At 54.1% G+C, this 14,582-nt stretch carries 13 protein-coding genes; 5 read left to right on the forward strand and 8 right to left on the reverse strand.

The features are described 5' to 3' along the window. The first annotated feature begins 6 nt into the window (after window positions 1–6). Entirely contained in the window at window positions 7–1,758 is a 1,752-nt protein-coding gene (locus tag AC2FMY_RS06975; RefSeq protein ID WP_496807170.1) for a glycosyltransferase family 2 protein, read from the forward strand. Here AC2FMY_RS06975 and AC2FMY_RS06980 read toward each other — a convergent pair. Together AC2FMY_RS06980 and katG are read right to left on the reverse strand one after the other, a co-directional pair. Next, window positions 1,749–3,284 carry an alkaline phosphatase family protein gene (locus AC2FMY_RS06980; RefSeq protein WP_496745241.1) on the reverse strand — a complete coding sequence of 512 codons (1,536 nt, stop codon included), beginning with the start codon at window positions 3,282–3,284 and terminating at the stop codon, window positions 1,749–1,751. The genes AC2FMY_RS06975 and AC2FMY_RS06980 overlap by 10 nt on opposite strands. 194 nt (window positions 3,285–3,478) lie before the next feature. Then, entirely contained in the window at window positions 3,479–5,650 is a 2,172-nt protein-coding gene (katG, locus tag AC2FMY_RS06985) for a catalase/peroxidase HPI (RefSeq protein WP_496745243.1), read from the reverse strand. A gap of 192 nt (window positions 5,651–5,842) precedes the next feature. On the opposite strand from katG, the gene AC2FMY_RS06990 reads away from it, so the two are divergent. Continuing rightward, a complete protein-coding gene (locus tag AC2FMY_RS06990; protein ID WP_496745245.1) occupies window positions 5,843–6,805 on the forward strand; it encodes a beta-keto acid cleavage family enzyme in 963 nt (320 codons plus the stop codon). Here the strand turns inward: AC2FMY_RS06990 and AC2FMY_RS06995 are convergent, their stop codons facing one another. Genes AC2FMY_RS06995 through AC2FMY_RS07020 form a run of 6 tightly spaced genes read right to left on the reverse strand, consistent with a single transcriptional unit; the run spans window position 6,806 to window position 11,189 of the window. After that, complete coding sequence (locus AC2FMY_RS06995) at window positions 6,806–8,188, reverse strand: DUF4384 domain-containing protein (protein ID WP_496745247.1); 1,383 nt, start codon at window positions 8,186–8,188, stop codon at window positions 6,806–6,808. Further along, complete coding sequence (locus AC2FMY_RS07000) at window positions 8,185–8,595, reverse strand: ExbD/TolR family protein (RefSeq protein ID WP_480750815.1); 411 nt, start codon at window positions 8,593–8,595, stop codon at window positions 8,185–8,187. The genes AC2FMY_RS06995 and AC2FMY_RS07000 overlap by 4 nt, the downstream gene beginning before the upstream one ends. Further along, window positions 8,592–9,023 carry an ExbD/TolR family protein gene (locus tag AC2FMY_RS07005; protein ID WP_480750814.1) on the reverse strand — a complete coding sequence of 144 codons (432 nt, stop codon included), beginning with the start codon at window positions 9,021–9,023 and terminating at the stop codon, window positions 8,592–8,594. The genes AC2FMY_RS07000 and AC2FMY_RS07005 overlap by 4 nt, the downstream gene beginning before the upstream one ends. Before the next feature lie 12 nt (window positions 9,024–9,035). Next, entirely contained in the window at window positions 9,036–9,656 is a 621-nt protein-coding gene (locus AC2FMY_RS07010; RefSeq protein WP_496745249.1) for a MotA/TolQ/ExbB proton channel family protein, read from the reverse strand. Window positions 9,657–9,658: 2 nt separating this feature from the next. After that, window positions 9,659–10,084 carry a hypothetical protein gene (locus AC2FMY_RS07015; RefSeq protein WP_480750812.1) on the reverse strand — a complete coding sequence of 142 codons (426 nt, stop codon included), beginning with the start codon at window positions 10,082–10,084 and terminating at the stop codon, window positions 9,659–9,661. Window positions 10,085–10,106: 22 nt separating this feature from the next. Further along, complete coding sequence (locus AC2FMY_RS07020) at window positions 10,107–11,189, reverse strand: hypothetical protein (protein ID WP_496745251.1); 1,083 nt, start codon at window positions 11,187–11,189, stop codon at window positions 10,107–10,109. Window positions 11,190–11,391: 202 nt separating this feature from the next. Between AC2FMY_RS07020 and tssA the strand changes: the two genes are divergently transcribed. From tssA to tssC, 3 genes are all read left to right on the forward strand, one after another. Beyond that, a complete protein-coding gene (gene tssA, locus AC2FMY_RS07025) occupies window positions 11,392–12,435 on the forward strand; it encodes a type VI secretion system protein TssA (protein ID WP_496745253.1) in 1,044 nt (347 codons plus the stop codon). Window positions 12,436–12,496: 61 nt separating this feature from the next. After that, window positions 12,497–13,012 carry a type VI secretion system contractile sheath small subunit gene (gene tssB / locus AC2FMY_RS07030; RefSeq protein WP_480607686.1) on the forward strand — a complete coding sequence of 172 codons (516 nt, stop codon included), beginning with the start codon at window positions 12,497–12,499 and terminating at the stop codon, window positions 13,010–13,012. Window positions 13,013–13,014: 2 nt separating this feature from the next. Next, window positions 13,015–14,511 carry a type VI secretion system contractile sheath large subunit gene (gene tssC, locus AC2FMY_RS07035; protein ID WP_480750809.1) on the forward strand — a complete coding sequence of 499 codons (1,497 nt, stop codon included), beginning with the start codon at window positions 13,015–13,017 and terminating at the stop codon, window positions 14,509–14,511. The last annotated feature ends 71 nt before the right edge of the window (window positions 14,512–14,582 follow it).

Consider the following 14,582-nt stretch of genomic DNA (forward strand, 5'->3'; position numbering starts at 1 on the left):
TCTATGATGAAAGACGAAGCGCCGTATTTGTTGGAGTGGTATGCGCATCACCTGGCAGTCGGGTTCACTGATATTCTCGTCTATACCAATGATTGCTCTGACGGAACGGTGGAAATGCTTCAGCGTCTGGAGGAGCTTGGTCTGGGCTATCACCGGCACAACGTCATTCCTGATGGTGTCAAGCCGCAGCCATCTGCGCTGAAACATGCGCAGGCCGAGCCCTTGGTTCAGGCCGCAGATTGGTTGCTGGTTTTCGATGCTGATGAGTTCTTGTGCATCAACCATCCATCCGGAAATCTTGACGGATTGATTTCCGACGCCGTGGAAAAAGGAGCGAATGGCATTGTGATCACCTGGCGAATATTCGGCTCAGGTGGTGTGGTTGATTGGTCGCGCAAGCCGGTGACAGAACAATACCTGCGTGCGGCACCGCCCCTTTGGAATAAGGGTTGGGGGGTCAAAACCTTGTTCAAGTTCGATCCAGAGTATTGGAAACTTGGTATTCATCGACCTTCGATCAAGAACAAGCATCTTGAAACTGGTTTCCCAGAGTCGGTGAAGTGGCTGAACGGTTCTGGTCTTCCGATGGAAGACTATTTCAAATTTCGAGGTTGGCGCTCCATCCGACGCACGCTCGGCTATGAATGGGCACAAATGAACCACTACGCGGTCAAGTCTGTGGATGCATATGCCGTTCGAAAATTTCGAGGCAACGTCAACAACAAAAAAGACAAGTACAATTCCGACTATTGGGCCTTACAGGATCGCAATGAAGTCGAGGATCGCTCCATTCTGCGCCATGCACCTCTCGGGCGGGAGATCATGCAGGCTCTCCTCATGGATCCCGTGCTTCGAGCGTTGCACGAGGCGGCGTTGGATCGAATTGAGACGCGGCTCGATGCGTATAAACAGACGCCCGAATACCAAGGCCTGAAAAACGAATTGATTGAGGCGGGTAAGACACCGATTGCCAAGGTGGTGGCCAAACCGCCGCAGCCTCGCGACCCGGCCAAGATAGCGGCGATGATGAGCCGCGTGGAAAGAACGGCGACTGAAAAATTTGAAAAACCCAGAGAAGCAAATACAGATTTCCAAACGGTCGCATCGCCCTACGTGGGACAAGATGCGCGTCTTTCCACAGCTGCATCAACTCAGTGGTTTTTGAACCATGACATCGAATTGCCAGCCGATCCGGGGCTATTCTCATCCGAGGCTCTCAACTCCATTGTTGCGGGCAGGTTCGATCGGCGGAACGCCAGAAATATCGGGGGTTACCTCGATGGTTGCGCGCGGCTCCTCGAAATCGGGAGCGGTGTGGGTTTTGTTCCCCTAAAAGCCAGTCGTGATCTTCCGAAACTGGTTATAATGGCGCAGGACTGCCGGTCAGGCCTTGTCAGGGCGGCCAGAGAAATCGCGCGGCGCAACGGGTTGGAGAATTCGTCGCGCCTCAAATTCAGCGATGGGTTTTTGTCCTTTGAGGCTGACCGGCAAGGGCAGGCTTCGGGCCTTGCCGCATATCTTACAGATTTCAGGCCTGATGTTCTTCGCCTCGCGGCACCCGACCAGTTGCCGTCCGAACTTTTGCGTACGGCATCGCTAAGCTGTGTGGGCCGCGTGATCATTCCATATGCAGGTGAGCAAGCACGTGACCTATCACGACAAGAATACGGCCCTGTCTTGGCCGATCTTGGGCTAACGGAATCGATGGACAGGGCCGAAAGCGGTTCGCTACAATTCGACAGGGAACCTCAGATATAGCGGCGTCTCGATTGCGGTCCCATGGCCGAAATTGTGTTCAGTGATAATGTGTGATCCATGTTCTGCATCCTGTGCCGCAACATTTGCCGGGTCAGGCGGGAAAGGTCGTTCGCGTACTCGGGTTTGCCGGCCACATTCTCAAATTCGCCTTTTCCGCAGTGGTCAAACAAAATTGGCGGCAGGTCGGCGGCGAATTCCACAAGCGTGAATCTATTGTCTCGCAAGATACCAAGGCAGGAATTCGATGGATTGGTCCCCAGCGCTTTTTCCCATTCTGTCGGCTTTGAAGGTTGGGAAAAATCCAGTTCGCTGAACGTGTAGGTACGCCAGTCATCTGGCACATCGCCGTTCATCAGCGGAATTAGAGAGCGCCCATCCATCGAATTGGGAATGTCGCAACCGATCCAATCGAGAATGGTCGGCGTTATGTCGATGGTCTCGGTTGGTGCGGAAACAACCTTGCCAGCTCGGGCTTTGTTTCCCGGCATTCGGATGATGAGTGGTGTCTGATACGCAGCGTCATAAACAGTCATCTTTCCCCATGAATGGTGATCACCCAACATTTCGCCGTGGTCCGCCGTTACGACCAGAAGTGTGTTATCATACTGACCGCTATCCTTGAGATGCTGAATTGCCCGGCCGATATGGTGATCGACCTCGGTTGCCAGACCAAGATAGATCGACCTCAGCGTCTGGATATTTTCGTCCGTTGCTTCCAGCCCGGGGAACCCTTCGACAAATGTCTCGATAGAACTGGTTTTTATGAGCGGAGCAAAGAACGGGTGAACCGCGCATTCCTGTTCGACAGATGTCAACCTTTTAGGCAAAGGCAAAGACTGCGGATTGTACATACGGTTGTAGGGGCAGGGAGCGACTAGTGGTGGGTGAGGACGGATATAAGTTAGATGGGCGAACCAGCTTTTGCCGTGATGCGCTGTGATTTTGCCAAGGAAAGAATTCGTCAGGAACGCAGTATCACTATCTTCAGCTGAGTAGAGAGCGGGGTCATTCAGGCGTGGTTTGCCGCCATCTGGCGCAATCGGCTTGTATACATCCCAGTATTTTTCGAATTCGTACCCCTGCTGGATCAAATGCGATTGCCATGGATACGACATTTCAAGCCGCATCTCGGTCATCTCGTGAAAACCAGTCATTGGGTATTCATAGGTCTTCATCGCCGGGTCGTTGGGGTGGTGGACACGTGGATCTGAAGAGGTGTCGGTATACCCGAAAAGCATTGGCAGCAGTCCTGCCTTGCGCATCTCAGTTGCCAGATTGGGTATGTCATGGCGCAATGGCGTGCCGTTTCGCACTGATCGGTGGTTCATCGCGTATTGACCGGTCAGGATGGATGCGCGCGATGGCCCACAGGGGTTGGTGACCGAGAAATGTCGATCGAAACTCACCGCGTCCTGCATGAGCGCGCGAAGGTTCGGGAGATCGACGTGCTGGGCCAACTCTCCGCTCAAACAATCCGCTCGCAGTTGGTCAATGATGATGAACAGAACGTTACGCGTGGCGGACATCAGGCTTCTCCGAGGAAATAGCGAAATCAAGTGATAGGTAGGTCAGCGAAATGCGTCCAGATCAAAACGGACTAACAACGTCCGAACCTGGGGGCTCGAACCATTCGTTTATGCCGCATCCGCGGCGTCAGTAGTAATGGAAAAAGGGCGCGACGGTTGACCGCCGCGCCTTTTGGATCACGGGCTTGGAACTGTCATTTCATATCGAAGCGGTCCGCATCCATCACTTTGGTCCAGGCTGAGATGAAATCGGTCACAAGCCGGGCCTGACCATCGTCCTGCCCATAGATTTCGGCAATTGCCCGAAGTTGCGAGTTGGAACCGAAAACCAGATCGACCCGAGTCCCGGTCCACCTGACGGTCCCGGTTGCCCGGTCGCGACCCTCGAAAATGTTCGATGAACCCGACGCCGGTGTCCATTCGGTTCCCATGTCCAACAAATTGACGAAAAAGTCGTTGGTCAACTTGCCGGGACGCTCGGTCAGCATACCATGGGTCGCCCCGCCCTGGTTCGCGCCAAGCACCCGCAAGCCACCGATCAAAGCTGTCATCTCGGGCGCGGAGAGACCCAGCAACTGAGCCTTGTCGATCAACAACTCTTCGGGCGAGATCGAGTATTCGGCTTTCTGGTAGTTGCGGAAGCCATCGGCAATTGGCTCCAGAACAGCCATGCCTTCGGGGTCAGTCTGATCTTGCGTTGCATCGCCCCGGCCCAGTGTGACCGTAACGGTTGCATCGTGCCCCGCGTCTTTTGCTGCCTTTTCGATTGCAGCAGAACCGCCCAGTACAATCAGGTCCGCCATCGAGACGGGCCGCGGAAATTCATTGCGGATGCCCTCCAACACTTGCAACACACGCCCAAGCTGTTCCGGATCGTTGGCTTCCCAGCGGTTCATCGGTTCCAGCCGTATGCGTGCACCGTTGGCGCCGCCGCGGTGGTCTGAACCGCGATACGTCGAAGCCGAAGCCCAGGCGGTTTTGACCAGGTCGGACACGGACAGGCTGGATTCGAGGATTTTTGCCTTGAGCGAAACAACATCGGCATCAGACAGTTTGGTTTCCGATGGCGGGATCGGATCTTGCCAGATCAGATCTTCAGCAGGAACTTCTTCGCCCAAATAGCGCGATTTTGGCCCCATGTCGCGGTGAGTAAGCTTGAACCACGCGCGTGCGAACGCTTCGGCAAACTCTTCCGGGTTGGCGTGGAAGCGGCGCGAGATTGGGCCGTAGATCGGATCCATACGCATCGCCATGTCGGCCGTAGTCATCATGGTTTTGACTTTTTTCGACGGATCATGTGCCTGCGGGGCCATATCTTCGTCGGTCACGCCAACCGGTTCCCAAATCCATGCTCCTGCCGGTGATTTGGTCAGGTTCCAGTCATAGCCAAACAACAGATCGAAATAGCCGTTGTCCCACTTCGTCGGATTTGCCGTCCAGGCACCTTCGATGCCACTGGTAGTGGTGTCATCCCCTTTGCCGGTCCCATATGCATTGATCCAGCCCAGACCCATGGTTTCGATCGGCGCGCCTTCAGGCTCGGGGCCAACGAGCGCCGGATCTCCTGCACCATGGGCTTTCCCGAATGTATGGCCACCAGCCACCAGAGCCACGGTTTCTTCGTCATCCATCCCCATTCGACCGAATGTTTCGCGGATGTCGCGGCCGGAGGCCAGAATATTGGGCTCGCCATCGGGTCCTTCCGGATTCACATAGATCAGGCCCATCTGCACGGCAGCCAGCGGATTTTCCAGCTCCCGATCTCCGGAATAGCGCTTTTCACCCAGCCATTCGGATTCAGTGCCCCAATAGACGTCTTCTTCGGGTTCCCAGACATCCGGCCTGCCGCCGCCAAAGCCGAATGTTTTGCCGCCCATCGATTCAATGGCGCAGTTTCCGGCCAAGATCATCAGGTCTGCCCAAGAGATTTTGTTGCCGTACTTCCGCTTGATCGGCCACAGCAGCCGTCGCGCCTTATCGAGGTTTCCGTTGTCAGGCCAACTGTTCAGAGGAGCAAACCGTTGTTGACCTGTGCCGCCGCCGCCGCGTCCGTCGCCAGTGCGATAGGTCCCGGCACTGTGCCAGGCCATCCGAATGAAAAGCCCGCCATAGTGACCATAGTCCGCTGGCCACCAATCCTGACTGTCAGTCATGAGGTCGTAAAGGTCTTGTTTGAGTGCTTTGAAATCCAACGAGTTGAACTCTTCAGCATAGCTGAATGCCTCTCCCATCGGATCGGAACGGGAGGAATTCTGGTGCAGGATTTTCAGGTTCAGCTGGTTTGGCCACCAGTCACGGTTCGAGCGCGTGCCAAGCGCGGTACTGCCATGTATGACTGGACATTTGCCTATGTCATTTCCGTCCATAATTCTCTCCATCGAATATGTGTTGGTTTTTCGGCCCATGTTGGGCCGCGCGTTTCATAGAAAAGGCTAGCAGACGAATACCATCAACATAAGTTGCATTTATCAATCGTTGCGATAATAAAAAGTTATGATGGATCATTGGAGAGTAATGAACGTCCAGAATTGGGTATTGGGTGGATATCTGCTCGCGACATGGCGACCTTGACGGTTCGCATTCAGGATACCAAAAAAGTTGGTGTTTCGGGTTCGTCATGCGGCCAATTCAAAAGACTAGCGGTAAGTGTGAATATGGGAAAAGCAATAATCTGCTGTGCTCTGAACGGTGTGCTGACTGATCCTCTGCAGCACAACGTACCGGTCACTCCGCAAGAAATGGCAGAAGAAGCTCGCAGAGCCTACGAGGCCGGAGCCGCCATTGTTCACATCCACTTACGGCAACAGGGTGAAGGCAAAGGTCATCTTCCAAGCTGGGACATTGATCTTTCGCGAGAGATTCAGGCAGCTATCAGAGATTCCTGCCCAAGCATCATCATCAATCATACCACTGGAGTTGTGGGTTGCGACTATCGGGGGGTCTTGGACGTCATCAAGGCGACCAAACCGGAAATTGCCGCCTGCAATGCAGGGTCGCTGAACTATCTGAAGGCCCGAAAAGATGGGTCTTGGGCTTGGCCACCAATGCTGTTCGACAATCCGGTCCAGAAAGTTCAGGATTTTCTGACTGCGATCCAAGCTGCCGAAGCGATCCCGGAGTTCGAGTGCTTTGATACCGGAATTGTTCGTAGCGTGGGAATGTACCGCCAGGCCGGAATGTTTTCGGGCACTGCTCACCTGAACTTTGTTATGGGTGTCGCGTCGGGACAACCTGCACGGGTAGATCTTCTGCCGATCCTTGCAGATTTGGCTCCTAACAATTCCAGATGGCAAGTAACCGCGATCGGTCGCTCCGAAATCTGGCCTTTGCACCGTAAAGCCGCAGAGCTTGGCGGGCATTTACGCACCGGTCTCGAAGACACGTTTTATTTGCCTTCCGGAGACAAGGCCGCATCAAACGGAGCACTAATCGAAGAACTCGCACGTTTGGCCCGAGAGGCCGGTCGCGAAATAGCGTCGACGCAAGAGGCGCGAAAACTTATTGGTATCAAGGCAGTTTAATCAATTTGGCGACGTGGCAATAAAGAAGTACACCCACTCTCCCTTGAAGTCCGAATTCTCCGCCCGAAGAGCGGAAACTCGCTCCTTCAGCCATTCCAGATAGTCTTCGGCGGGTTCGCCTAAAGGTCGAATGCCATCATAAAGTGGTTCGGACGTGGCGAAGGCCGCCGCGATCTCCTGTCCGAACGGTGGTCCTATGGTGATAAACAATCCTGGATCCCCGAGTTTTTCCGCCCCGATCTTCAGGTCCGATTTCGCCGGAGATTTGACCAAATCAACGTTTTCGTTTGGGCTGAGATGAATGACCATTCCATCAGCATCAAAATAATCGACATAAACATAGGCGTCGTAATCCGGCGCAGTTAGATCCAGAACCAGTTGCTGGCCTTCGGAATAGTTGAATTCTCGGGCGTGGGCATCTGGGCCAACAATCAGCGGATTGGTTATCTGATCCGTTGACTGAGGCAGGCCGACATCACCTATGCCTGACAAGGCCCCGCATTGCGGACGTGGCAGGATCAACAAGTTGTCGGTTACAGAAATGCTTTGACCCATCTGGGCTTGCAAGGCAGCTATTATCGGTGCTTGCATATTGTATTCCGGCACATGGCCGACAACTTCCAATGTGTTGTTTTCAGGGTGAAATTGCACCTGTATCCGCGAACAGGGCACTTGGGACAGAACGCCCGAGATTCCGTCACGCAACTCGGTCGAGGCGCTTCCGGCGTTGCTTGGGTCGACAAAACTTTGGAACGCCGCGATTGATACAGGGTCAACGGTTGCGTCTCCACTACCTGAAAATGCCAGTGCGGCAACCATAACCGTTTCCGGAAGCGGTGCGGTAGAAAGCGTGGTTGTTTGTGGTTTTTCGATTTTCGCCGATACCGGCAGAGGCTGATCGAGTGAAATCGCGTTGCTGGACGGTGGCCGGGTTTGAACCATATCGCCGATGTCGGAAGCATCCCCAGCAACAAGCGTCGTTGCTTTGGGAACAGCCGCCGATATTTGTGTTGCGTCGATGATCTCCGACTGCCCTACAGTAGGCCGGACACTGGCTTGAGTGGCCTTTTGGCCACGTTTCGGCACAGGCTGTAATGCCTCAAAATCGGGGGCAAGGCTTTTTCCCCGGGTTTGCGGAATGGTGCCTTGGCCGATGCGCCGACCGGTAGTATTCGATGTTGCTGCTGTTTGCCTTTCAGGGACGGCCTCGGCTGCGTCAGACCGCTCAACCTGGTAGGTTGACAGATGCATCTTGGTCTCCGGCATCGATTGTTCGTAAACCACTTTCGGTTCAAACGACCATAACAGAATTCCCCCGCATACGGCGTGCAGGGCGACTGACCCCACCAATCCGAGACCCCAGATAGCAGGCTCGCCGATCATGGAGTGACCGGCGGTGGCGTGACCACCAAAACCTGATCACGCACTCCAAGCTGTTCCAGTCTGGTGATCAGGGGCAGAACATTTCGTAGTTCGACGTCCTTATGTGCATTGATGCGCACGAGAGTATCCGGTGTTTCTCGAATTTCCTTTTTCAAAAAAGCAAAGATTTGTTCGGCATCAGAGGCCACCCCGTCCAGAGCCAACGATCCCGTTGTGCTTACAGATATCGTCGTCCCGCCCGCTGGCATGTCCGCGCCGGTTCGGGCTTCGGGAGGTGATACGTCGAATGGCGCGGTTGCATCCATCCGCCCGATGAGCATGAAAAACACCAACAAAAAGAACACCACGTCTATCAATGCGATGATCGTTTCCGGCTGAGGGCGCGGGGCAGGGCGGGTGATCCTCATGATCGGGTCTCCAGCCGGATTATCCTTACCTTGGTAGCGCCTGCGCTTGTTAGGGTGTCCATCAGCGAAACCAGAGCTTGCATATTGGCGCCTCCGGTCGGAAGAACAATGACGCTCAAACGGGGATTTTGCGCCGTCCGCGTTCGTATTATTCCGCCCAATTCTGTAAACTCAAGTTCACGACCACGGATCACTGGAACCCCGTCCGCGCCTAGTCGGATCAACAAGGTGCCCCCCTGTTCTGCGGTGGGTGGCGATGCCTCTTCACTCTGGTCCGTCCGCGAAAGCGCGGGGATCATGTCGAGGTTCAGATATGTCGACGTAACCATGAAGAAGACCAACAAGATCAACATCACATCGATCATCGGAACCAGAGAAATCAGCGCCTTCTGGTGCAGTGGACGTTTCAGGATCACCTCGGCTGCCATCGTTGCCTATCCTCAGTCATCGCCGCGTTCTTCGATAACCATCAATCGACCAACCGAGTTCTCGATAGCCTGCGCACCACGTTCTGCGCGCGCGTTTAACAGCGTCGCGCCTACAGCAGCGGGAATGGCGACCAATAGGCCTGCGGCAGTCGTCAGCAACGCTTGCCAGATACCACCGGCCAAGACCGCTGCGTTTGCCGATCCCTGCGCCAGTTCGAGTTCCTGGAAAGACTGGATCATGCCGGTGACCGTCCCCAATAGCCCCAACAAGGGACTGATCATCGCGATGAGTTCAAGCGCACGAATCATGCTGTTCATGGAAGCGAACTCCTCGTTCCCCCGCCGGGTCAGTTCTGCCAACAATGCGGGTCCTTTGAATCCTTCGGCCAAGGCTTGCATGGCATAAGCGCAGACGCGATCAGCGGGTGCCTTGCCAGCAGAGACCTGGAGTTGCGCCTGAGACTTATCGCCTTTCGCCCAATGTGCCAAAGCAGCATCACGCATCGGGCCGCCAGAGGTAACGGGCCACAAGCGGATCGCCTTAACGACAATCAGGGCCAGCGAGAAAACCGACAGAACCGCCAAAAGCGCGATGATTGGCCCTCCGGGACCAAGATTTTCAAACCCATCCATGATCACTTCGCCAAGATTGCAGAGGTTTTGCTGTTCAGTTCCAGAATTGGGAAACAGTCTGTCGGTTCTGAATTTTGCGGTTTGCAAGCTGACAGATCGTGCAGCAAAACTTCGGAAATATTGCCGCAATCAATCTCGGGAATTTCGAAAAGTTTGAGGACTGTCCGTTGGATTGGTAGTGGGGCAGCGTCGACAGAAAGTAAGCGGTCGATGACCCCGCTGCCGTCGAGAATAGCCAAAGACATTTCAAATTGCTCATAGCTGTTGCCTGTGTGATTTCGAAACAGGAAAAAGGCGCGGCAACCACCAGTTTCGATGGCTTCGAATTTGTTCAATTCAACAGTTAGCTTCTCCTCCGCGGTGCTGACGCCAGGTATAGTGGCAAGAAAAACACCGAGTGCGGCCAGCGCCAGTTTTGAAATCTTCATGTTCACCTCCGCTTTACCTTGCTCACGTTATGTGTTTCAGGGCGTCGTTCACTTTCCGCAGTGTAGTTGTAACCGTCGATCTGATGCTGGTTTCGACAAACCCGTTGGAATCTATTGTCTTGAAAAACTCAGAGTTGACGACTTTCAGATGTTTTTGCGCGTGTGCTCTTGCGGTGACAGCCAGCCGACGGCGTTTGGCAGCTGAATCGGCCGTAGCTAACTCGCCCAAAACCGTTTCCAGGGTTGTATCCATCTGCGTTAGCGGCTGCAGCTTTCGTACGATTTGAGAAGCAGCATTTCGAAATCGGTATTCGTCCTTGGTCGCAGCATTGATTGCGACGATCAAGGCGTGCACGTCCTTTGCCGTTGCCTTGCGGGCAGCTATCCAGTCTTGTCGTGCCCTGTTCAGCGCATTCGGGCCTGGTTGTGCGACATCCGGAGAAGGGGCATCTATATCACGCGACATATCGGCGATACGCTGAGCCAGATTTACAATCGACTGGGAAACAAAGGTCATGTCGCCAGCTTTGATTTTTTCCGAAATTGTTTTGGCTTCGGTCGCGGCGAGTTGCTGTGCTTCGGGTCCAATGCGGGCGGCGCGCAAGACCAAGTCGCGCAAGTGCTTTGATGCTTTTTGTCTGGCTGGTCTGTCAGATGCTTGATCTGACTGTTCAGACGTCGAACGGGTGTCAGGCGTTGGCGCGGTCTCCTCGTGGTTTGGGGCAAGATGCTTTGCGCCGGCCTGGATTTCACCGACGTCGCTCTCTTCTTCGAGGATGGTTCCACTCGCGTCCGTCGCGGTGACTTTTGCGGAAACGCTGTTGTTTTTCAGGTATTTGCGAACTCTTTTGGCTAAATTGGGAAGCGGCATGTCGCACGCGAGTGTGATCATGTTTGCGTCAGCAGTCAGAACACCGAACGCAACTTTGGTAAAGCCGCCTTGCTTTTTAGCCTCTTTTCCCAGTGTCGATGGTGGCTTGCGCCGATCAATGAAAAGGCAATCATCGTTTTTGGAGTCGATGCAGAATGCGAACGCCAATGGTTGCTTTCGGGCAATACCCACCATCTGCCGCAATTCAGCTCCGGTAACCGGTTCTACTCCCATTGGAAACCGCCTCACGCGCAATATGAATTTGACTTTGAAGAGACAATAAGGCTGACTGTGGGTCAAGACAGGAGCTGGGAATATCGATCTTGAAACGTATTTGTTGATTTCGTATTGGCGTTTTCTTCGGCTGGTTGGGCCTTAGGGGGTGCCGCTATGTATGAGACAACATTGAAAAAATGAAAAAAGCCCTGAGGAATGAATGGATCTGGCAGCCTACCTAGAACCGCGCGATGCAAACCCGCCGAGTGGCGAAAATCTTGAATACGAGGCCATCTTCACGGATTTGGAACTGGCGGCCCAGCCAGGCGAAGAACGCCAGATGGGTACCGAGGTTGTAGCTGCGGAAGAACAGGATTGGACCGACGTCCGGACTAAAGCCCTTGAGGTTATGGAGCAAAGCCACGAGATCCGTGCGGCGGTCTTTCTGGTTGAAGCCGTACTGAACTCATCCGGTTTGCCCGACTTTGCGTCGTCTCTGGGATATATCCGCAGCCTACTTGAAGACTATTGGGATTCTTGTCATCCCGAATTGGACGAAGACGATGGTGACGCAACCATGCGGATCAATGCGGTGCAAGGTCTTGCGTCTTCAGATCGAGTAATCCGCGCCTTGCGGCGGTGCCCACTGACCGACAGCCGTATGTTCGGTCGCCTAACGCTGCGCCATGTTGATGTTGCTGATGGTACAATTAACGCACCCGCCGACATGGACAATGTACCGGACATGAATGCGGTGTTGGCCGCGTTCAAGGACACAGATGAAATTGTTCTGAATGCCAACTCCGAAGCGGTCAAAACGGCGCTGGAACATTTGCAAGCCATTGATGCGGTTTTCAACGAGCAAACACCGGGCGAAGGCCCTGATCTCGAACCGCTAATTAATTCCGTAAAGCAGGTACAGCGAGCGTTGTCACAGCATGGTGGTTCCGGGTCTGCTACGGCGTCGGAAACTGCGGATGAAGGACAGCCTGTGGAAATGCCTTCTGCGCCGACGGGTGGAGCACCGGCTGTTGGCGGCGGCGCAATTAATTCGGCCCGTGATGTTACCATGATGCTGGATCGGATCATGGATTACTATGCCCGGTGTGAGCCTTCGAGCCCGATCCCAGTTTTGCTGGAACGGGCCAAACGTCTCGTCAATGCCGATTTTTTGACAATAATCGAAGATATGGCGAAAGAAGGTTTGGATGAAGTTCGTCGGATCGGTGGGATCAAACCCAAAGACGATTACGACTCTTATTAACTGCCTGCACCGATCACCGCACGCGGTACAACAGAACTGAAAAAGGATTGAGGAGCAACAGATGGCCGACAGTTCGCAAAAATTCATAGCGCGAAACAGGGCGCCGAGAGTTCAAATTGAATACGATGTGGAACTTTACGGAGCCCAGAAGAAGGTTCAGTTGCCCTTTGTGATGGGCGTAATGAGCGACCTGGCAGGCAAGTCCGAAGTTGAGCAGCCTCCGGTTGCAGATCGGAAGTTTTTGGAAATCGATGTCGACAACTTTGATGACAGGATGAAGTCGATGGCGCCGCGCGCCGCGTTCACGGTTCCAAATACGTTGACCGGCGAAGGCAACATGGCTGTCGATATCACGTTCGAATCCATGGACGATTTCAGTCCGGCGGCTATTGCCCGCAAGGTAGAGCCACTGCGCGAGTTGCTTGAAGCCCGAACCCAGCTATCGAACCTGATGACGTATATGGACGGCAAGACGGGGGCTGAAGACTTGATCTCAAAAATCATTCAAGACCCGGCATTGCTGAAAACACTGGCAGCACAACCAAAGCCGGGCGGTGAAGCGAGCGAGGAGGAATAAAAATGGCCGAAGAAGAAGCCCAAGTCCAACAAGCTGAAGGTCAAACCGCATTCGGATCGTCCGAATTTGAAGCGTTGCTGCAAAAGGAATTCCGGCCCAAGTCCGATCAAGCGAAAACCGCCGTCGAGTCTGCTGTCAAGACACTGGCGGAACAGGCCTTGGCGAACACAGCGCTGATTTCGGATGACGCGTTGCGCTCTATCGAAAGCATTGTCGCGGAGATCGACAAAAAATTGACCGAACAGGTCAACCTGATCCTGCACCACGAAGACTTCCAGCAAATGGAAAGCGCGTGGCGCGGGCTGCATTATCTCGTCAACAACACCGAGACTGATGAGCAGTTGAAAATTCGGGTCATGAACATCTCCAAGAAGGACATGCACAAGACTCTGCGCAAGTTCAAAGGGACTGCGTGGGATCAATCTCCGATCTTCAAGAAGCTCTACGAAGAGGAATTCGGCCAATTTGGTGGCGAGCCATATGGCACGTTGGTGGCTGACTATCACTTTGACCACAGTCCGCAGGATATTGAATTGCTGGGCGAGATGGCCAAGGTCGCAGCGGCAGCACACGCGCCGTTGATCACCGGCGCCAAACCAACTCTGTTCCAGATGGACAGTTGGTCCGAACTTGCCAACCCGCGCGATCTGACCAAGATTTTTCAGACGCCGGAGTATGCTGCCTGGCGGTCTCTGCGCGAAAGCGAGGATTCCAAATACATCGGCCTTGCAATGCCACGATTCCTTGGTCGTTTGCCCTATGGGTCCAAGACTGAACCGGTCGAGGAGTTCGCCTTTGAGGAAGACACCGAAGGCGCAGACAGCAACAAGTACAGCTGGGTGAATGCGGCTTACGGTATGGCCGTGAACATCAACCGTTCATTCAAGCAATATGGCTGGTGTTCGCGTATTCGCGGCATCGAAAGTGGCGGGGCATTGGAAAATCTCCCGTCACACACCTTTGCGACCGACGACGGCGGCGTGGATCAGAAATGCCCCACCGAAATAGCCATCGGGGACCGGCGCGAGGCAGAACTTGCTAAAAACGGTATGATGCCACTTATTCATCGCAAGAACTCGGATCTGGCGGCCTTTATCGGTGCGCAATCCTTGCACAAGCCGGCGGAATACAACGATCCGGACGCGACCGCGAACGCGAATTTGGCGGCGCGTTTGCCTTACCTGTTCGCGACTTGCCGTTTTGCACACTACCTCAAATGCATGGTTCGGGACAAAGTCGGATCGTTCAAAAGCCGCAATGATATGCAGGACTGGCTGCAGGAATGGATCAACGAATATGTTGATACCAACTCTGAGATATCGTCCGAAGCCGAGAAAGCGCGTAAACCCTTGTCGGCGGCTGAAGTTGTTGTTGAAGAGGTCGAAGGAAACCCCGGTTACTATACGTCCAAGTTTTTCCTGAGACCGCACTATCAACTCGAAGGCCTGTCAGTTTCGTTGCGGCTGGTCTCGAAACTCCCGTCTGAAAAGGGCGCGTAGTAGACGCTGAACATGCCTTTCCGCAGCACGGCTCGGCCGTGCTGCTGTTAACTCTCCTCAGGAAGGATAAA

It is taken from the genome of Ruegeria sp. YKSE079 (assembly GCF_059612845.1).